The following is a 20,153-nucleotide window of genomic DNA, read 5'->3' on the forward strand; positions in this document are numbered from 1 at the left end:
GGAATGGAAAACCATGCCAAATATGGGGAAATGATTTACGCCCGGTCGGATAAGGATTTATATGTAAACCTGTTTATCCCTTCCACGCTGAAATGGAAACAGCAAAAAATAGTGCTCCGTCAGGTCAATAACTTCCCGGAAATTCCTGAAACAACATTGATTTTCGATGCTGCAGGAAAGTCAGAATTTGATTTAAAACTGAGATGTCCGGAATGGACCACACCTTCAGAAGTACAAATTCTGATCAACGGAAAACAGGAAAAAGTACAGCGTGGTTCTGACGGCTATTTTACCCTGACTAAAAAATGGAAAAAAGGTGATGTTGTGAAAATGATTTTACCGATGCATCTTTCTGCAGAACAGCTGCCTGACCATTCCAATTATTATGCATTTAAATACGGTCCTGTAGTGCTTGCCGCAACATACGGAACCGAAAACCAACAGGGACTTCTTGCGGACGATAGCAGAGGCGGCCATATTGCTCATGGTCCGCAGATTCCTTTAAATGAAATTCCTGTTATCCTTGGAAATCCTTCCGAGGTGGTCAATCATGTTACGCCTTTGAACAATAAACCTCTAAACTTTGCCGTTAAGGGGCTTTATCCGGCTGAAAAATTCGGCAAAGGCCTAAGTCTTGTGCCATTTTACAGTATTCAGGCAGAAAGATATATTCTGTACTGGCCACAGGCGGACAAAAGCGGAATAGAAAATATACTGAAGCAAAGAGCAAAAGAAGAAGCAGAAATCAGAAAGCTGGATATGATCACTGCAGATAAAATCCAGCTGGGTGAACAGCAGCCGGAATCAGATCATTTTATAGAAAGCAAGGACTCCGGTACAGGATATATGGAAGACCGTCATTTCCGTGATGCCAAAGGCTGGTTCAGTTACCAGATGAAAAATAACGGAAAAAATGCTTCATACCTTTACCTGCTTTATTTTGATGACAATAACAGCCGTACGTTGAATATTGAGATCAACGGTAAAAAAATTACTGCTCAAAACCTGGAAGGAAAGTCCGGAGCTTCACCTCAATATCTGGTCATTCCGATACCGGATTCAGAAAAGAATAAAGAAACTCTTACGGTGAAATTTCTGGCAGAAGAAAAATTGATGACCGCTAAAGTCATTGAATTGCGGTTACTGACAGAAAATTACGAAAAGAAATAAAGCTGAACCAATTTTAAAAACAGATTTTTTCCCATGAAAAACAGAATCCTATGCGTATTATTTTTTCTTGCAGCCATTTGCAGTTTTCATGCAAAAGTAAGGCTGCCTGCTTTGGTTTCAGATGGAATGATCCTTCAGAGAAATCAGGATCTGAAGATCTGGGGGTATGCAGATGCAGGAGAAAAAATTACGGTTAATTTTATCAATAAAGCGTATCATACAACAGCCGACCCAAATGGAAACTGGTCTCTTATGCTTCCAAAGCTTAATGCCGGCGGGCCATATACCATGTCAATTAATGAGATCACTCTTAAAGATATTCTTATTGGTGATGTGTGGGTAGCTTCAGGACAATCCAATATGGAACTTCCGATGCGGAGGCTCACACCTCTTTATGAAAGCGAAATTAAAAACGCCAATAATCAGAATATAAGATTCTTCACAGTTCCGCAGAAATACAATTTTAAAGCGCCACAAAATGATCTTGACGGTGGGAAATGGGAAAGTACCAATCCTCAGACTATTCTTGATTTTTCAGGAGTTGCCTATTTCTTTGCCAAAGAACTGAATGAAAAAAATAAAGTCCCTGTAGGAATTATTCATACCAGTCTGGGAGGCTCTCCGGTTCAGGCCTGGATGGATGAAAAATCACTGAAAAAGTATCCGGGATATCTTGCGGAAGCAGAAAAATGGAAAAATGATGACCTCATACAATCTACAGAATCCCAGGAAAGATCATTGAGCAAAGCATGGTATGCAGAGCTGGATCAGAGTGATATTGGGTTCAATCAGCACTGGGAAAAAGATAACGCCAATGATTCCGGATGGAAGACCATGATGGTTCCGGGATCATGGGAAGATCAGGAAGGTTCGTTTGACGGTTCGGTATGGTTCCGTAAAGAAATTATCCTGCCAAAAGGAGTGGATCAGAAAACAGCATTTCTCAATCTGGGAAGAATAAAAGATGCTGATATTACCTACATCAATGGAGTAAAAGTAGGCAATGTAACCTACGAATATCCGCCACGCTGGTACGACATTCCGAAGGGTGTTTTAAAAGAAGGAAAGAATATCATTACGGTAAGAGTCATCAATGGCAGCGGAAAAGGACAGTTTATAGCTGATAAACCGTATTATTTAGAAATTGACGGACAAAAAACAGACCTTAAAGGCGAGTGGAAATATAAAACAGGAGCAAAAATGGAGAAAATGGCTCCCGGACAAACATTTATCCGCTGGAAACCGGTAGGACTTTACAATGCCATGATTAACCCGCTGATCAATTATAAAATCAAAGGATTTATCTGGTACCAGGGTGAAAGCAATACCGGGGTCCCAAAAGAATACGGTGATTTGCTGTCAACCATGATCTCAGACTGGCGTTCAAAATGGAACAAAAAAGATATGCCGTTCCTGATTGTACAGCTGGCCAATTTTATGGAAAAAAGGATGAACCCATTGAAAGTAACTGGGCTGAGCTGAGAGAACAGCAGAGACAGGTTTCTCTGAATGTTCCTTATTCAGGACTTGCGGTAACAATAGATGTGGGAGAATGGAATGATATTCATCCCTTAAATAAAAAAACAGTGGGTGACAGGCTTGCTTTACAGGCTCTGAAAGTTGGTGAAGGCAAAAAAATCATAGCTGACGGACCCGTTTATCAGTCGATGAAAACAGAAGGAAATACCATGATACTATCCTTTAAGCCCGGAACAGATGATCTGGTACAGGGAAGCCTTAAAGGTTTTGCCATACAGCAGAAAGACGGCAGCTATGAATGGGCAAAAGCAGAAGCAAAAGGAAATAAAGTGATGGTATGGAATGATCAGGTCTCAAACCCAGTCAATGTACGCTACGACTGGGCAGACAACCCGGACGGCAATCTTAAAAACAAAAGCGGGCTTCCTGCTTCACCTTTTACAACAGAAAAAAATTAATTTAACATAGAAAACCTTATCAAAATCAATGGATAATCAGCCACAAAAAATATCGGTAGTAGAGAAAGTAGGGTATAGCCTGGGAGATCTGGCGGCCAACCTTGTTTTTCAGACCTTAGTAACTTACCTGACTTATTTTTATACGGATATTTACGGACTCAAAGCGGAAGATGCTTCTGTCATTACCCTTACCGTAGGTTTAATTGCCGGATTTGGTTTTAACCCGCTTATCGGAGCACTGGCAGACCGAACAAACTCACGATGGGGGAAATTCCGTCCATGGATTTTATTTACCGCTGTACCGCTTGGTATTGCAGCACTTTTAGCCTTCAGCACACCTCACTTTTCTTACCAGGGTAAAATGATTTATGCTGCAGTTACCTATTCATTATTATTGTTATTATATGCTTCCAATAACTTACCGTATGCTGCTCTGAGCGGTGTTATCACGGGAGATATGGGAGAGAGGAACAGTATTTCTTCATACCGTTTTGTAGCAGTGATGTTTGCACAGTTCTTTGTACAGGTATTTATGCTGCCTATCATTCTATATGTTGGGCACGGAGACAAAGCACAGGGGATCGAGACCGTTATGACATGGCTGGCTGTGATCGGATCCGTCATGTTACTGATTACCTTTTTTACCACCAGAGAAAGAATCATTCCCAAGCCGGAGCAGAAATCAAGTCTGAAAGAAGATTTAAAAGATTTATTCCAGAACAGACCCTGGATTATTATGCTTACCGTGACCGCATTTATATTCATCACGCTGGCCATGAAAGGAGGATCTTATGTATATTATTTTAATAATTATGTGGATGAGAATGCTCTGAAGAACTTTATTTCACCCATTACAGCATTCTTTAATTCTGCAGGGATGAATTTCTTCGGGGAAGACCCGAAGTCTGCAGGGTTCGGATTGTTTAATGCAGGAGGAATTGTAATGATGATTATAGGAATTACCTTCTCTAAAAAACTGGCAGACCGGTTTGGAAAACGGGATACTTTTATCGCTTCATTATTTATCTCTACACTTTTCATTCTGTTCTTTATATTTTATCCTCCGAAAGCAGTGGGAATTATGTTCCTGTCGCAGATTTTACACGGATTCTTTTACGGGATCAGCACGCCGCTTTTGTGGGCTATGATTGCTGATGTGGCCGACTATTCGGAATGGAAAAATAACCGCAGGGCTACCGCTATTATCTTTTCTGCCATGATGGTAGGACTGAAAGTTGGTCTCAGCATCGGAAGCTCTCTGGTAGCTTTGATTATAGGAAAATACGGATACATCTCCGTACACGGAAGCGAACAGGTGATTCAGCCTGAAACAGTGGCGGCAGGAGCCAAAATGCTTGTGAGTATTTTCCCGTCCATACCGTTTTTCATTGCCTGCGGACTGCTTTTATTCTACAAAATCAACAAAAAAATGGAAGTTCAGATTGAAAAAGATCTGGCTGAAAGAAGAAAATAAAACGATTACTATGAAACGTATTTTAATTGGTTGGGCGGTTATTACCGCTTCCGGGCTGTCGGCGCAGAAATCTGGCAGTACATTAAAAAAAGCATTTCAGGATAAATTCTATATCGGAACTGCCATGAGCCTTCCCCAGATTGACGGAACAGATCAGAAAGCTGCAGCGATTATCAAAAAACAATTCAGCTCTGTTGTTGCTGAAAATTGCATGAAATCGATGTTTCTGCAGCCTCAGGAAGGAAAGTTCTTCTTTGATGATGCCGATAAATTTGTTGATTTCGGGATGCAAAACAATATGTTCATCATCGGACATACGTTAATCTGGCATTCCCAGCTTCCAAAATGGTTTTTTGTGGACAGCAACGGAAAAGATGTTTCTCCGGAAGTATTGAAGCAGCGCATGAAAAACCACATTACAACCGTAGTTTCCCGTTACAAAGGAAAAGTAAAAGGATGGGATGTGGTCAATGAGGCTATTCTTGAAGACGGATCCTACAGAAAAAGTAAATTTTATGAAATCCTGGGTGAAGATTTTATTCCTTTGGCGTTTCAGTATGCACAGGAAGCCGATCCCAATGCAGAATTATATTACAACGATTATAATGAATGGTACCCTGAAAAGGTAAAAACAGTCATTACAATGGTTGAAAAACTTAAGTCAAGAGGAATCCGTATTGATGGAGTAGGAATGCAGGCCCATGTCGGGATGGATAACCCTTCCATCGATGAATATGAAAAAGCAATTCTGGCATATTCCAATGCCGGAGTTAAGGTCAATATTACAGAACTGGAAATCAGTGCACTGCCTTCTCCATGGGGAAGCTCTGCCAATGTTTCGGATACTGTTGCCTATCAGAAAGAAATGAATCCTTACACCACAGGACTTCCCAAAGAAGTAGAAATGAAATGGGAAAAACGTTACCTCGATTTCTTTGGTTTATTTTTGAAACATAAAGATAGAATAAGAAGGGTCACCTTATGGGGGGTAACCGACAAGCAGTCCTGGAAAAATGATTTTCCGGTAAAAGGAAGAACAGATTATCCGTTACTGTTTGACAGAAAAGACCAGGATAAACCTGTAGTACAAAAAATAATAAAGCTGGCAGAGAAAAATTAAATCAATAGAATTTTTACTTAATGAAAAAATCAAAATATTTATTCCCGGAAGATTATATGGCAGACCCTTCCGTTCACGTTTTTGAAGATAAAATCTATATCTATCCTTCTCACGACCGCGAAAGCGGAATTGAAGAAAATGATAACGGAGACCATTTCGACATGAATGATTACCATGTCTTCTCAATGGATGATGTGGACAGCGGAGAAATTAAAGACCATGGCGTAGTTCTTTCGGTAAAAGATATTCCTTGGGCGGGGAGACAGCTTTGGGATTGCGATGTTGCCTTCAAAGACGGCAAATATTATATGTACTTTCCTCTGAAGGATCAGAATGACATTTTCAGAATCGGTGTTGCTGTGAGCGACAAACCTTACGGTCCTTTCGTTCCTGAGAAACATCCGATGATGGGAAGCTACAGCATCGATCCCTGCATTTTTGAAGATAAAGGAAAATATTATATGTATTTCGGAGGAATCTGGGGTGGACAATTGCAGCGCTACAGAGATAATAAAGCACTTGAATCTGCTGTAATTCCCGAAAATAATGAACCTGCAATCCACTCAAAGGTGGCTCTACTAAGCGATGATATGCTTGAATTTGCGGAAGCTCCTAAAGACGTCGTGATCACCGATGAAAACGGAAAACCACTGCTTCATGGTGATAAGCACCGCTTTTTGAAGCATCATGGATGCATCAGTACAATGGTACATATTATTTCTCTTATTCTACAGGAGACACCCACCTGATTTGTTATGCAACCGGGGATAACCCTTACGGACCGTTTACTTTTCAGGGGGAAATTCTTACTCCGGTGGTAGGATGGACAACCCATCACAGCATCGTGGAGTTTAAAGGAAAATGGTACCTGTTTTTCCATGATTCTGTTCCGAGTGGCGGTAAAACATGGCTGAGAAGTATGAAAGTAATTGAACTGGAATACGATCAGGAGGGCAAAATCAAGACGATTGAAGGTCTGGAAGACCGGTCATAGTCATCTTTAATAACTTAAAATTTTTCAATGCGATATCTGAGATTCAACATTCTATTTTTTCTGATCATTCCGTTACTGGTTTTTGCGGAGGACGGAAGTCAGCTCTGGCTTCGGTTTCCTGCAAAGAACGGAATATCGGCAGATCAAATTATTGCCAAAGGCAGCAGTCCAACCCTGAATATTGCCAGAAAAGAGCTGGGCAGCCACTGGCAGGGACAGGCGGTGGAACTTCGTACAGAAAAAAGACAAAAACCTGAAAGACGGTTACAGGATTGTTTCCACGCCTGAAAAAATCGTTATTTCTGCAGGAAAAGAAATAGGATTGTTGTACGGGGTCTATCATATCTTACGATTGCAGCAGACAAAAGCAGATCTGTCTCATTTAAATACTGTTGAAAAACCATCATACGATGTAAGAGTTCTGGATCATTGGGATAATCTCGACGGAAGTATTGAAAGAGGATATGCCGGAAGATCACTCTGGAAATGGGAAGATTTACCGGGTAAAATTTCTCCGCGCTATGAAGAATATGCAAGAGCGAATGCTTCAATAGGAATCAATTCCGTTGTTTTGAATAACGTGAACGCATCACCCAATATGCTTAGGGAAGATTATCTTAAAAAGTAAAGGTTCTGGCTGATATTTTCAGGCCTTATGGCATTAAAGTATATCTTTCCGTCAATTTTTCTTCACCTAAAGTGCTGGGCGGATTACAAAATTCAGATCCGTTGAATAAAGACGTACAAAAATGGTGGAAAGATAAAGCTGCTGAAATTTACAGGTTAATTCCCGATTTCGGCGGATTTTTAGTGAAAGCCAACTCCGAAGGGCAGCCCGGACCTCAGGATTACGGAAGAACCCATGCAGACGGAGCCAATATGATGGCAGATGCCCTGAAACCTTACAATGGGATCGTCATGTGGAGAGCCTTTGTCTACAGCCCGAGCAAAGACGACAGAGCCAAACAGGCTTACCTTGAGTTTGTTCCTCTGGACGGTAAATTCAAAGATAATGTGATTATTCAGATCAAAAATGGTCCGGTTGATTTTCAGCCGCGTGAAGCATTTAATCCTCTTTTCGGTGCCTTAAGAAAGACTTCCGAAATGGTAGAATTTCAGATCACCCAGGAATATCTGGGCTTTTCAAATCATCTCGTTTATCTGGCCCCTTTATTCAAGGAAACACTGGATAGCGACACTTATTCTGACGGCCAGGGTTCTACGATTGCTAAAATCACAGACGGTACTTTAAGACCCGCAAAAATTACAGCTATCTCTGCCGTTGCCAATATCGGGGAGGATACCAACTGGACGGGACATCATTTTGCACAGGCCAACTGGTATGCATTCGGGAGATTAGCATGGAATCATCAGCTGGGTGCAGAGCAGATTGCCGATGAATGGATCAAAATGACCTTCACAGACGATCAGAACTTCCTGAATCCGGTAAAAGAAATCATGCTTTCATCCAGAGAAACTGCTGTAGATTATATGATGCCGTTAGGGTTACACCATATCTTTGCGGGAGGACATCACTATGGACCTGAACCATGGGGTGACTATAAAGGCGGAAGACCGGACTGGTCACCTGTCTACTACCATCAGGCTGATGCCCAGGGATTGGGTTTTAACAGGACAAAAACAGGAAGCAATGCGGTTTCACAGTATTTTCCACCGCTTAATGAAAGATACGGGAATATCTCAGCCTGCCCGGAAAATCTTATTCTGTGGTTTCATCATGTTCCGTGGGAGTATACGATGAAAGATGGAAAATCGCTGTGGGATGAACTGTGCTATACGTATGATTCCGGGGTGAAAAAGGTAAGGGATTATCAGAAAACCTGGGATAGAATGGAACCTTATATAGATAAACAAAGGTTTGCTGATGTTCAGTCAAAGCTTAAAATTCAATCTAAGGATGCGGTATGGTGGAAAGATGCCTGTCTACTTTACTTTCAGACTTTTTCCAAAAAACCGATTCCTTATGACATTGAACGGCCTGTTCATGAACTGGAAGATCTGAAAAAGATTAAACTGAGCATGGGGCATCACAATTAAAAAATGAGGCAGCTCTTTTTCCTGATTGGAAATGAGCTGCCTCAAAACAATAAACTGTAAGTAAAATTTTAATCCAAAAATAATTTGGAATGATCGATAGGTCAATCTATCTGTATATTCCGTTTTATCGGAGAGAAATTATCTTATTAAAAACATTTCCGTTTTCTTCAACCTGGATGATGTATTGGTCTGCGGTTTTAGGATCAAGATCAAAAGTGATATCCACTTTGCCGTCAGCATATTTTTATTTGAAGTATAGTACGTTGTATTGGAAAGATCATATACTGAAATGCTTACAGGTCCTTTTACATCAGACATGTGAAGTTTGGCCATATGCCCGGAAATCGTATATTCAGGCTTATGCACAGCGCTTACAGGTGTTTTTTCCACCTCCATTATATTATCAGCATTGATTTTGATTTTGTATTTCTCTATCTTCGTTTCTGATTCTGCTACCAGATAATACGTCCCAGGTGTAAAACTTTGAAAATCATACGTTTTGATCACATGGTCTCCATCTGCAAGATTTTCTGAAAACAGCTCGTCATGGGCAGTGTTATAGACAAAAACAGAAACACTTTTAGCATTTGAAAGCTCAAAGTTTAACGTTTTGGCCTCTACGTTTCCAAAGGAAAGGGAAAAATCTCTGTCCTTACTCATTACATTTGCTGAGAACAATAAGGTTCCTGCAAAAAATACGGCTTTTAATAATGTGCTCATGGGTTAAGGCTTTTAGGATTACTATTGCAAAGCTATGGCAGCAATAATTCTCAGGCTATAATTAAATTTTCATATTGATGTACTATATTAACCTTGTTGATTGATATAAATGTATTATTTGTTAATTTTGCATATGAAATCATTTGTTTTGCACTATGAAACATGTAAATCCTTCTTTTGAGGCGATAAGGCCCACCATAGGAAGCAGTTTTACCAGCCTGAAATTTCTCACCAATGAGAATATAAAATCCCATGTCTGGCATTACCATCCTGAGATTGAGCTGATCTTTGTATGCAAAGGTTCCGGGAAAAGGCAGATCGGAAGCAGTATTTCCTATTTTTCAGAGGAGACCTTGTGCTGATAGGAAGCAATCTTCCGCATTGCGGACTGACCAATGAAAGTACGCATAATGAGTATGAAATGGTAATCCAGTTTAAACCTGATTTTTAGGAGAACCTATCTGGGATATACCGGAGATGCAAAGGATTTCTGCTCTGCTTGAAAAATCAAAGGCAGGAATCGTCTTCGGGGAAGAGGTGAAGAAAAAAATAGGAAAAGAGATTACTGAGATGCATGAAACCTCCTCACTGGACAAGCTGTGCAGATTTCTGAAAATATTGGACGAACTTTCTGTGACTCAGGATTACAGGATTTTAAATGCGGGAAAATATTACCTTCAGACCCAGGTGGAAGACAATGAAAGGATCAATCTTATATTCAATTATGTTAAAGATCACTTCAAAGAAGCCATAACCCTCGAAGAAATGGCTGATCTTGCCAATATGAAAGTACCGTCTTTTTGTCGCTACTTTAAAAAAATTACCAATAAAACTTTTACGCAGTTTGTTAATGAATACAGAATTACCCATGCCCTCAAACTTCTGGCAGAACAGCCTTTAAGCATCACGGAAGTCTGCTTTCAATCGGGGTTCAACAACTTCAGTTATTTTAACAGGACTTTTAAAGAATACATCCAGAAAAGTCCTTCACAATACCGTAAAGAATTTAATTATTTTATGGAGTAATTCACAGTTGGATTTAAAAATAAGGCACTGTTTTGGAATGTATTGAAATATAAGTGTATATTTAACACTTATAAACAATATTTGTAAAGTATAATTTCTCTGTTATAAATTCAGTAGTTTTATACTTGAGATCCCCAGGATCTGTTTGATCAGATAAGATTGATATGCATGAACAGTTAATCAACCCAACCCTACAAAAGTTTAGGACCGAATTCAAAGAAGAGGCTGAACATATTTTCCTTTCTCCCGGTAGAATAAATATTATCGGTGAGCATGTAGACTATAGCGATGGCTTCGTATTGCCTGCTGCCATAGACAAATACATCTGTTTTGCTGTCCGCAGACGGCCAGAGACCAATTTCTGCAGGATCATTGCCAAAGATCTGGGAGAAGAATATACATTTGATGTCACAAAGAAGGTAAAGCCGGTACAGCAGATGTGGATGAACTATATTCTGGGCGTTTTCAGCCAGCTGCAGCAACAGGAAAATCAATTTTGCGGAATGGAAATTGTTTTCAGCAGCACCATTCCGATGGGATCAGGACTTTCTTCCTCGGCTGCTCTTGAATGCGGTTTTGCCTATATCCTCAATGAACTTTTTGATCTTCATCTCACCAGAAAAGAAATCGCAGTGATCGGACAAAAATCAGAACATACTTTTGCAGGAGTTCAGTGCGGAATTATGGATCAGTTTGCCTCCGTTTTCGGGAAGGAAAATAAGGTCATTATGCTCGACTGTAATTCCCTGGAACATCAATATTTTGATGCTGACCTTAAAGGATACAGCTTATTGCTTTTTGACAGCTGTGTAAAACATAGTCATCTGACATCCGGATATAATGAGAGGCGTAAAGATGTAGAACACGGTAAAAAAGTCTTATGGAAAAAATTCCCTGAAGTAAAGAAGTTCCGGGATTTTACCGCAACTATGCTTGGCACTGTTAAAGAGGAAATGGGAAGTATTTCACACAAAAGATGCCTCTACTTACTGAAAGAAATTAAGAGGGTAGAAATGGCGGCAAAAGCTATTTCAGAAGGAAATATTGAATATCTGGGAAGACTTCTCACGGAAACCCATGCCGGGCTGTCCACTGAATTTGAAGTCAGCTGTAATGAGCTGGATTTTTTGGTTGAAAACACATTGCAGCAGGAAGGTGTGCTGGGAGCAAGAATGATGGGAGGAGGTTTCGGAGGGTGCAGCATCAACCTGATTCAGGAAGATAAAGCTGAAAAAGTAATTCAGGCTATCAGTGAAAAATATCTTGAACATTTTAATATCCAGATGAAAGTTTACCAGGTTAAAATTTCAGACGGGATAAAAGAATACACCAATGAATACATCATTTGATCCTAAAAAACATCCCCACAGAAGATACAATCCTCTTTTGGATGAATGGTTACTGGTTTCTCCACAGCGGGCAAACCGTCCATGGCAGGGGCAGAGAGAAGAATCGGCAGAAGAAAACCGTCCCGAATATGATCCGGACTGCTATCTCTGTTCAGGAAATATCCGTGCTAACGGAGACCGCAACCCTGAGTACAAGGGAACTTACGTCTTTAACAATGACTTTGGAGCATTGCTGAATGAAGAAGTTGAGTTTTCTGAAAATCATTCCGGATTTTTTACCCTTCTTCCGGAACGCGGGATCAACAGGGTGGTTTGTTTTTCCGAAAATCACAGTCTTACCTTGCCCGAAATGCCTGTGGAACACATCAAAAATGTGGTGGATGTATGGCAGGAGCAGTTCAATGAACTGGCTGCTCTGGACCATATCAATTATGTGCAGATTTTTGAAAATAAAGGAAGCATTATGGGCTGCAGCAACCCACATCCGCACGGCCAGATATGGGCACAGTCGTCCATTCCGGCAATGGTTCAGAAAACCCAGAATCAGCTGAAATCTTATTTTGAAAAAAATAAAAGAACATTACTGGAAGATTATCTTGAGCAGGAAATCACCGCTGGTGAGCGCATCGTGACAGAAAATGAACACTTTGCCGCATTGGTACCGTTTTGGGCATCGTGGCCATACGAAACAATGATGATCAGCAAACAGAAAAGAAAAAATATTGCGGCATTTTCTGAAGCAGAAAAAGAATCTTTTGCAGCCATACTCAAGGATCTGACCACAATATATGACAACCTTTTTGAAACGTCATTTCCTTATTCTGCAGGAATTCACCAGTCTCCTACAGATGGCAAAGAACATCCGGAATGGCATTTTCATATGCACTTTTATCCTCCGCTGCTCAGAAGTGCGGAAGTTAAAAAGTTTATGGTAGGATACGAAATGCTGGCTGAGCCTCAACGGGATATCACCCCGGAACAAAGTGCCACAATATTAAGAAACCTTTCCACCATTCATTACAAGAAAAAATAATAAATCAATATCTTTGAAAAGAATAAGCAAATTATGATGCTGCCAGGTACAGAATTTCGCTTTTCCCAATAAAATTATGGAACAGATTAAATTAATTGTGACGGACATGGATGGAACGTTTCTCAACTCCAGCCATGAAATGAGCCCTGAGTTTTCAGAAGTTTATAAAGAACTGAAAAAAGAAATATTGTATTTGTGCCCGCAAGCGGAAGACAGATGCCGGGTATTACCCATTATTTCGGAGAGATAGAAAGTGAGATCGGTTTTATTGCTGAAAACGGAGGGTACGTGATCTATAAAGACCAGGAGCTTTTCGCCGATACGCTGGAATACAAATATATTGTTGACATCATTAAAGCAGTCCGTGAAATACCGGGTGCCAAAGCCGTATTGTCAGCTAAAAAAATGGCGTATTACGAAACCGAGGATCAGCAGTTTGTAGACTTTTTCTCAAAATACTATACTGAAAACATGAAGAAGGATGACCTGACGGAAAAAATTGATGATACCGCCTTTAAGATAGCAGTTTATCATCCTGAAGGTTCTGAAAAGTATTTGTATCCGGCGCTGAAAAGATTTGAAGAATTCGGTCTGGAAGTAGTGGTTTCAGGAGCATATTGGCTAGATGTTATGAATAAGGATATCAATAAAGGAAATGCCCTGAAAATTCTCCAGAAATCGCTGGGCATCTCTCCTGAAAATACGATGGCTTTCGGGGATTATATGAACGATATAGAAATGCTGAAGAATGCCAAATATTCATACGCCATGCAAAATGCCCATCCGAATGTAAAGCAGGTGGCTAATTTTGAAGCATGTACCAATGACAGCTTCGGAGTTTTAAAAACGATTAAGGATTATCTGCATTTGAATTAATGCAACCAAATAATACCAATTAAACTAATAATATGAATACATCAACCGGCAGAAAACCCGCTAAGACCTGCTATGAGCATATCGGCGGAAAATTAGGGCAGCTTCTTTTAGAACAATTTGTTGAGAAAGGCTGGATTGCCAAGGAAAATCCTGCAGACCGTCATTATTATATTACCGAAAAAGGGCAGGAAGAATTTACAAAACTGGGTCTTGACCTGTCACAAATAAAGGAAGAATAATAGCCACCATAGCAGCTTTCCGGTATACAAACTATTAATACTATTATTAAAAAAATCAGACATATGTCTGATTTTTTTGTTTTTAAGCATGCAGCCATGCATTAATGGCTGCATGCTTTTCATATAAATTACAATAGATGAATCATAAAACTACGATATTTCGTAGTGTAATTTACTGACTGTTTTTATTAATGTGCTGAAAGCCAATTTCTTTATTGTTTTGGGTTGTTTTTTGGCATTATGCTCATAAGTTTAATTCAAAAAATAGTACAACAATGAGCACATTAACATTAAAAGACGGAACAGAAATTTTTTACAAAGATCAGGGGCAGGGACCTGTATTAATGTTTCACCACGGCTGGCCTTTATCATCAGACGATTGGGATGCACAGGTGATCTTCTTTTACAGAAAGGCTACAGAGTGGTTACCCATGACAGAAGAGGCCACGGACGCTCCAGCCAGAACATCTACAATCACACTATTGAACAATACGCTTCTGATGCCGCAGAACTGGTTGAATTCTTAGATCTGAAAGATGTTGTACACATCGGACACTCAACAGGTGGTGGTGAAGTAATCCGTTATGTTAACAAATACTCGAACGGAAGAGCTAAGAAAGCGGTTTTGATCAGTGCCATTCCACCGGTAATGGTGAAGAGTGAGACGAATCCTGACGGTGTTCCTATGGAAGTTTTCGATAATATCAGAGAACAGACGATGAACAACAGAAACCAGTTTTATTACGACCTTACTATTCCTTTCTATGGCTACAACAGAGAAGGTGCTGATGTAAAGGACGGAGTACAGAGAAACTGGTGGAGACAGGGACTGATGGGTGGCATTATTGCTCATTATGACGGGATCAAAGCCTTTTCAGAAACCGATTTAACCGAAGATTTAAAAGCTGTGGATATTCCGGTATTGGTTCTTCACGGTGAAGATGACCAGATCGTACCGATTGAAAATTCAGCAATAAAATCAGCCAAATTACTGAAGAACGGAAAGCTGATCACCTATCCTGGTTTCCCTCACGGTATGCCGACGACAGAGCATCCAACCATCAACAAAGATATTTTAGCTTTTATCACAGAATAATCAGCATTCTTTACAAATGAATACGATACAGCCAGCTTTTGATACGTTGACTGAGGCCGTTCAGTGGCTTAATCAAAACGGATATACAGAAGATTTTAACCTTAAAAATGATTGCATCAGGCTCAATAACTTTCTTGATGTCTCTCCGGAAGATTTTAAAATACGATACACATTCCGCTTTGAAGGAGATACCGATCAGGGAGATGAAGAAGTAGTCTACGGCATCGCTTCCGACAAGTATTCTGTGAAAGGCATCCTGACGAGCGCTTACGGAATCTATGCTGATACTGTAAGTACAGAACTCATCAGAAAACTATCATCCCATTAATTTAACCCCAATTATTTAAATAAAATAAACTTTATGAAACCATCATCAAAACTACTTTCTCCTGAAAATCATGCACTGGTACTGATTGATTTCGAAGGACAAATGGCATTTGCCACCAAAAGTATCTCTATGAACGAACTGCGTAATAATGTTGCGGTACTGTGTGGGGCATCCAAAATATTCAATGTTCCTACCATCGTTACTACGGTTGCAGAACAAAGCTTTTCAGGTCCTGTTTTCCCGGAAATCGAGGAAGCATATCCTATGGCAACCTCAGGGTATATCGACAGAACTACTATGAATACATGGGAAGATGAAGCTGCTTATAAAGCAATTGTGGGAACACAGAAACAGAAGCTGGTTTTCGCAGGATTATGGACAGGCGTTTGTATTGTGGGTCCTGCATTATCTGCACTTGAGGAGGGCTATGACGTGTATGTCATTACCGATGCCTGTGGCGATGTGAGTGATGAGGCGCATGAAAGGGCTGTGCAGAGAATGATCCATTCAGAAGTAAAGCCTATGACTTCCATTCAGTATATCCTGGAACTTCAGAGAGACTGGGCACGTCAGGAAACCTATGGTCCTGTAACTGACCTTATGAAAAAATATGGGGCTTCTTACGGATTAGGAATTCATTATGCTCATCATATGCTGAATCATTAAATATAATATACCATTTTCAATGTTGAAATCTGCACCTTCAATACTGTTTTTAAAAGCTTTTATCATGACCGTTCTTGTATGTTCTGAAACTTTATCGTCCCAGAGCTTTAAACTTCTGCGGTATGATGAAAATTATGAATATCTGAAAGATTCCACAAAGAGCTTTTATGATAACATTAAATATCTTCCTCTCAATAAAAAGAAAGATATCTATCTCTCATTGGGTGGCGAAGCAAGGTATGAATATGTGGATTTCAGCAATGAAGATTGGGGCAGGCTTAACATAGGGCACAACGACTTTTTCTTCAGCGCTATGACCTTCATGCAGACTGGCATTTCGGGAAAAACTTCAGAATATTTTCACAGATCAGAAGCGCTTTGCAAAACGGAAGAAAAACGGTTCAAGAGGCATTGATGAAGACCAGCTGAGTATTCAGAATCTCTTTCTGGATGCAGGTTTGGTGAACAGGGAAGATCAGAAGCTGATAGTGAGACTGGGAAGACAGGAGCTGGACTACGGTTCCGGCAGATTAATTTCTGTAAGGGAAGGGCCGAATGCAAGGCTGTCTTTTACAGGAGCCAAAATCATGTATTCCTATAAAAATGTTTCTTTAGATGCTTTTGCGATGATGGCAGACTCTGTCAATACCGGAGTTTTTGATAATACCATTTCAAAGCAGCTTAACCTTTGGGGACTTTATTCCAAAATTATTATTCCTGAAGCCGGAAATCTGGATCTCTATTACCTCGGCATCCGAAGAGACGAATCTGTTTTTGAAGCAGGAACAGCCATAGAAAAAAGGCATACGGTCGGCGGAAGACTCTGGAAATATGGCGGCGGATTTATCTATAACCTGGAAGCTGCCTATCAGTTCGGACGTTTTGGAAACGAAAAGATCAGTGCCTGGACGGGCTCTGTGGATGTAGGGTACCTCTTTGAAAACCTTACATTCAAGCCAAGCATCAATCTGAGAAACGATTATATATCAGGAGATCATTCTAAAAATGACGGAAAGCTCAATACTTTTAATCCTTTATATCCGAAAGGAGGGTATTTCGGCTTCAGCCCGCAGGTGGGACCTGTCAATTTAATTGATATTCATCCGTATATGACCCTTGATCTGACTTCCAAACTCAAAATGCAGCTGGATGTTGTCTTCAACTGGCGATATTCCCTGAATGACGGAGTTTACCGGCCAAGCGGCGCATTGAACCGGCCCGGAAGCAGCTCAGATAAAAGGTATATCGGAACGGCTTATTTAACCAGCTTTACCTATAATTTCAACAAGCATTTCTCTCTGGTGAGCGGACTTCAGTATTTCCACAAAGGGCCTTTTATTGAAGATATCATTCAGGATGCAAAAAGCGGTGTTTTCTGGAATATCAGGCTGGGATTCAAATTTTAATCATTACTAAACCATTTATTATGCAAAATTCAATTTCAAAATACATCAATTGGTCAAAAGCATTCTTTACAGCATTGATGTTGGCAACTGCGGGAACCCACTTCGTTTCAGCACAGGCTGCCGCAGAAAAAACAGCTATTGGAACCTCAAAAACATGGGGAACCGTTGACGGTATTTCTGTTGTAGGACTGGTTCAGGGTCCTTCTGCCGCCAAAGCAGATTTACAGATCGCCTGTGTTTTCGAGTATACGGAAGGCGATATTTTCAATCCGCCGGCGCTTCCCAAAGAACTGAACGGAATGGTTCATCTGGATGAAGCACTCAAAGGAATAATTACAGAAGTCCGTAAAAAAGGACAGTTCAAAGGACACGCTTTGGAAACCTTATTAATTAATCCTCCGAAAAGAAGCCTTGCCTCAGGGAAATTATTGCTGATCGGGCTGGGAAACAGAAATTCTTTCGATGCCGAACTCATGAAAGAAGTAGGAAGTGTTGCCATGAGAGAAGCTTTGAAACTGCAGGTACATACCGTATCATTTGCCAGCGATATCAAAGATGCCGGAATTGATTCTCCAACCGCTTTAGTGGCAGAAAATGTGGTTTTGGGCGCTTTTGATGCCTACCGTACACAGTCTTATTTAAATAGTCAGCATTTATCCGATACAATAAAACTAAAAAAACTGATTCTGCTGGCCGGGCCGTCATTTTTCACCGTTGCCGGAGGAGGAATTCAGGATGCTATTTCAACGTTGAACACCAAATAATTAAAGATGAAAGCAGATCTTATTGTATACAACGGAAAAATACACACTTTCAATAAAGAAACTCCGGAAGTTTCTGCAGTCGCCATTAAAGACGGGAAAATTATTGCGGTTGGAAATGACGGACTGGCAGACCAGTTCGCAGATGAATCCACGGAACTGATTGATCTTAAGAAGAAAAGAGTGGTGCCGGGAATCAATGATTCTCACATCCATCTGATTCGTGGCGGATTGAATTACAATCTGGAATTAAGATGGGATGGCGTTCCTTCACTGGCTGATGCGCTCAGAATGTTAAAAGACCAGGTAGACCGTACACCTTCCCCGCAATGGGTTCGTGTCGTAGGAGGATGGTCCGAATTCCAGTTTGCAGAAAGAAGGATGCCAACCCTGGAGGAAATTAATGCTATCGCTCCCGAAACACCTGTTTTTATCCTGCATTTATACGACAGGGCTTTAATGAACAGAGCTGCATTAAAAGCAGTAGGATTTACCAGGGATACCCCGGCTCCGGCAGGCGGACATATTGAAAGAGATGCTAACGGGGAACCCACAGGGTTGATTATTGCCACACCCAACGCCATGATCTTATATTCAACACTGGCAAAAGGCCCGAAGCTTTCTTACGAACACCAGCTGAATTCTACCCGACATTTTATGACAGAACTGAACCGGTTCGGAATTACCAGCGTCATTGATGCCGGCGGAGGATTTCAGAATTTCCCGGACGACTATCAGGTGGTTAATGAGCTGAATGAGAAAAACAGCTTACCGTAAGGATCGCCTATAATCTTTTTACCCAGAAGCCTAAACATGAATTTGAAGATTTCAGTGATTGGATCGACACCGTAAAATTATATCAGGGCGATGACATGTACCGTCACAACGGGGCAGGAGAGATGCTGGTATTTTCGGCAGCAGATTTTGAAGATTTTCTGCAGCCAAGACCCGATCTGCCTGAAAATATGGAAGCAGATCTTGAAAAAATAGTTCGCTTACTGGTAGAAAACCGCTGGCCATTCAGGCTTCACGCCACCTATAATGAAAGCATCAGCCGTTTTTTAAATGTTTTTGAAAAAGTAAACCGGGATATTCCTTTCAATGGTCTTCCATGGATTTTTGATCATGCAGAAACCATTGATGAAAAAATATCGAACGGGTGAAAATGCTTGGCGGCGGAATCGCTATCCAGAGCAGAATGGCTTACCAGGGAGAATATTTTGCAGACCGTTATGGTTCCCCGGCAGCAGAAAGTACACCACCCGTGAAAAAAATGCTGGAAATCGGAGTTCCTGTAGGAGGAGGTTCGGATGCCACGAGAGTAAGCAGTTACAATCCTTGGGTTTCCATGTATTGGCTGACCGCAGGAAAAACTGTTGGCGGACTTCAACTGTATCATGAAACAAAGCTGGACAGGTCAACTGCACTGGAACTGTATACAAAAGGCAGTGCATGGTTCTCTCAGGAACAGCAGAAAAAAGGCGATATCAGAGTGGGAATGTTTGCCGATCTGGCAGTTCTTGATCAGGATTATTTCACGGTTGATGATGAAGAGATCAAAAATATTGAAGCGGAAATGACCATTGTAGACGGGAAAATTGTCTATGCAAAAGGAACCTTTTCATCCTATGCACCGCCATCTATTCCTGTGCTTCCGGATTGGTCTCCAACGAATCTTTATAACGGATATTACCCTACCGGAGGACATTTTCAGAAAGAAATCGAAAAAAATGCGAAACAGGATTTAAAAGCTCCGTTAGCTTCGCAGATTCACAGCTGTGCAGGAAGCTGCGATATTCACCATCATAACCATAACCAGGCAAGAATGAGCAATGTGCCCGTTAATAATTACCATACATTCTGGGGAGCTTTAGGCTGTTCGTGTTTTGCTTTTTAAATA

The 20,153-nt window shown here is 40.7% G+C and carries 22 protein-coding genes and 3 pseudogenes; 24 read left to right on the forward strand and 1 reads right to left on the reverse strand.

The window, feature by feature from the left end; translation table 11 throughout:
• Positions 1-3: 3 nt before the first annotated feature.
• The 9 genes and pseudogenes from OWR28_RS09455 (at position 4) to OWR28_RS09495 (ending at position 8,753) form a co-directional block, all read left to right on the forward strand.
• Complete coding sequence (locus OWR28_RS09455) at positions 4-1,170, forward strand: DUF6805 domain-containing protein (protein WP_332387434.1); 1,167 nt, start codon at positions 4-6, stop codon at positions 1,168-1,170.
• Between the two features lie 33 nt (positions 1,171-1,203).
• Positions 1,204-2,652: a sialate O-acetylesterase gene (locus tag OWR28_RS09460; RefSeq protein ID WP_332386422.1), complete on the forward strand. Its 1,449-nt coding sequence runs from the start codon at positions 1,204-1,206 to the stop codon at positions 2,650-2,652.
• The gene (locus tag OWR28_RS09465) at positions 2,559-3,107 is read left to right on the forward strand and encodes a hypothetical protein (protein ID WP_332386423.1); all 549 of its coding nucleotides are present in this window, start codon (positions 2,559-2,561) and stop codon (positions 3,105-3,107) included. The genes OWR28_RS09460 and OWR28_RS09465 overlap by 94 nt, the downstream gene beginning before the upstream one ends.
• A gap of 28 nt (positions 3,108-3,135) precedes the next feature.
• Positions 3,136-4,581, forward strand: a complete 1,446-nt coding sequence (locus tag OWR28_RS09470; RefSeq protein WP_332386424.1) for a glycoside-pentoside-hexuronide (GPH):cation symporter — start codon at positions 3,136-3,138, stop codon at positions 4,579-4,581.
• Positions 4,550-5,701 (forward strand): endo-1,4-beta-xylanase, encoded by a 1,152-nt coding sequence (locus OWR28_RS09475; protein WP_332386425.1) that lies wholly within the window; start codon positions 4,550-4,552, stop codon positions 5,699-5,701. Before OWR28_RS09470 ends, OWR28_RS09475 begins: the two co-directional genes overlap by 32 nt.
• Positions 5,702-5,721: 20 nt before the next feature.
• Positions 5,722-6,450, forward strand: a complete 729-nt coding sequence (locus tag OWR28_RS09480; RefSeq protein ID WP_332386426.1) for a family 43 glycosylhydrolase — start codon at positions 5,722-5,724, stop codon at positions 6,448-6,450.
• The gene (locus OWR28_RS09485) at positions 6,393-6,695 is read left to right on the forward strand and encodes a hypothetical protein (protein ID WP_332386428.1); all 303 of its coding nucleotides are present in this window, start codon (positions 6,393-6,395) and stop codon (positions 6,693-6,695) included. Before OWR28_RS09480 ends, OWR28_RS09485 begins: the two co-directional genes overlap by 58 nt.
• A 352-nt stretch (positions 6,696-7,047) precedes the next feature.
• Positions 7,048-7,946: pseudogene (locus tag OWR28_RS09490) on the forward strand (alpha-glucuronidase); the annotation flags it as partial.
• Between the two features lie 39 nt (positions 7,947-7,985).
• On the forward strand, positions 7,986-8,753 hold the full coding sequence (locus OWR28_RS09495; RefSeq protein WP_332387435.1) for a hypothetical protein: 768 nt from the start codon (positions 7,986-7,988) through the stop codon (positions 8,751-8,753).
• A 138-nt stretch (positions 8,754-8,891) separates the two neighbouring features.
• Here the strand turns inward: OWR28_RS09495 and OWR28_RS09500 are convergent, their stop codons facing one another.
• A complete protein-coding gene (locus OWR28_RS09500; protein WP_332386429.1) occupies positions 8,892-9,473 on the reverse strand; it encodes a hypothetical protein in 582 nt (193 codons plus the stop codon).
• 155 nt (positions 9,474-9,628) lie between these two features.
• On the opposite strand from OWR28_RS09500, the gene OWR28_RS09505 reads away from it, so the two are divergent.
• The 15 genes and pseudogenes from OWR28_RS09505 to OWR28_RS09575 all read left to right on the forward strand — a co-directional run bounded on the left by OWR28_RS09505 (position 9,629) and on the right by OWR28_RS09575 (position 20,150).
• Positions 9,629-9,835, forward strand: coding sequence for a hypothetical protein (locus OWR28_RS09505; RefSeq protein WP_332386430.1), 207 nt, complete (start codon positions 9,629-9,631; stop codon positions 9,833-9,835).
• Positions 9,836-9,950: 115 nt separating this feature from the next.
• Complete coding sequence (locus OWR28_RS09510) at positions 9,951-10,499, forward strand: AraC family transcriptional regulator (RefSeq protein ID WP_332386431.1); 549 nt, start codon at positions 9,951-9,953, stop codon at positions 10,497-10,499.
• A 164-nt stretch (positions 10,500-10,663) separates the two neighbouring features.
• On the forward strand, positions 10,664-11,848 hold the full coding sequence (gene galK / locus OWR28_RS09515; protein WP_332386432.1) for a galactokinase: 1,185 nt from the start codon (positions 10,664-10,666) through the stop codon (positions 11,846-11,848).
• On the forward strand, positions 11,832-12,881 hold the full coding sequence (locus OWR28_RS09520; protein ID WP_332386433.1) for a UDP-glucose--hexose-1-phosphate uridylyltransferase: 1,050 nt from the start codon (positions 11,832-11,834) through the stop codon (positions 12,879-12,881). The genes galK and OWR28_RS09520 overlap by 17 nt, the downstream gene beginning before the upstream one ends.
• Positions 12,882-13,020: 139 nt before the next feature.
• Positions 13,021-13,757 (forward strand): annotated as a pseudogene (locus tag OWR28_RS09525) (HAD family hydrolase).
• 32 nt (positions 13,758-13,789) lie between these two features.
• Positions 13,790-13,996 (forward strand): ArsR family transcriptional regulator, encoded by a 207-nt coding sequence (locus tag OWR28_RS09530; RefSeq protein WP_332386434.1) that lies wholly within the window; start codon positions 13,790-13,792, stop codon positions 13,994-13,996.
• A gap of 275 nt (positions 13,997-14,271) precedes the next feature.
• Positions 14,272-14,523, forward strand: coding sequence for an alpha/beta hydrolase (locus OWR28_RS09535; RefSeq protein ID WP_332386435.1), 252 nt, complete (start codon positions 14,272-14,274; stop codon positions 14,521-14,523).
• The gene (locus OWR28_RS09540; RefSeq protein WP_332386437.1) at positions 14,418-15,092 is read left to right on the forward strand and encodes an alpha/beta hydrolase; all 675 of its coding nucleotides are present in this window, start codon (positions 14,418-14,420) and stop codon (positions 15,090-15,092) included. Before OWR28_RS09535 ends, OWR28_RS09540 begins: the two co-directional genes overlap by 106 nt.
• Before the next feature lie 16 nt (positions 15,093-15,108).
• Complete coding sequence (locus tag OWR28_RS09545) at positions 15,109-15,420, forward strand: phosphoribosylpyrophosphate synthetase (protein WP_202842857.1); 312 nt, start codon at positions 15,109-15,111, stop codon at positions 15,418-15,420.
• 33 nt (positions 15,421-15,453) lie between these two features.
• Entirely contained in the window at positions 15,454-16,086 is a 633-nt protein-coding gene (locus OWR28_RS09550) for a hydrolase (RefSeq protein ID WP_332386439.1), read from the forward strand.
• Positions 16,087-16,150: 64 nt separating this feature from the next.
• On the forward strand, positions 16,151-16,501 hold the full coding sequence (locus OWR28_RS09555; RefSeq protein WP_332386440.1) for a hypothetical protein: 351 nt from the start codon (positions 16,151-16,153) through the stop codon (positions 16,499-16,501).
• On the forward strand, positions 16,497-17,492 hold the full coding sequence (locus OWR28_RS09560; protein WP_332387436.1) for an alginate export family protein: 996 nt from the start codon (positions 16,497-16,499) through the stop codon (positions 17,490-17,492). Before OWR28_RS09555 ends, OWR28_RS09560 begins: the two co-directional genes overlap by 5 nt.
• Positions 17,493-17,512: 20 nt before the next feature.
• Positions 17,513-18,256 carry a M17 family peptidase N-terminal domain-containing protein gene (locus tag OWR28_RS09565; protein ID WP_332386441.1) on the forward strand — a complete coding sequence of 248 codons (744 nt, stop codon included), beginning with the start codon at positions 17,513-17,515 and terminating at the stop codon, positions 18,254-18,256.
• A gap of 6 nt (positions 18,257-18,262) precedes the next feature.
• Positions 18,263-19,416: pseudogene (locus OWR28_RS09570) on the forward strand (amidohydrolase).
• Between the two features lie 2 nt (positions 19,417-19,418).
• On the forward strand, positions 19,419-20,150 hold the full coding sequence (locus OWR28_RS09575) for an amidohydrolase family protein (protein ID WP_332386442.1): 732 nt from the start codon (positions 19,419-19,421) through the stop codon (positions 20,148-20,150).
• Positions 20,151-20,153: the final 3 nt, after the last annotated feature.

It is taken from the genome of Chryseobacterium sp. 1B4 (assembly GCF_036631475.1).
Classification (GTDB): Bacteria; Bacteroidota; Bacteroidia; order Flavobacteriales; family Weeksellaceae; genus Chryseobacterium.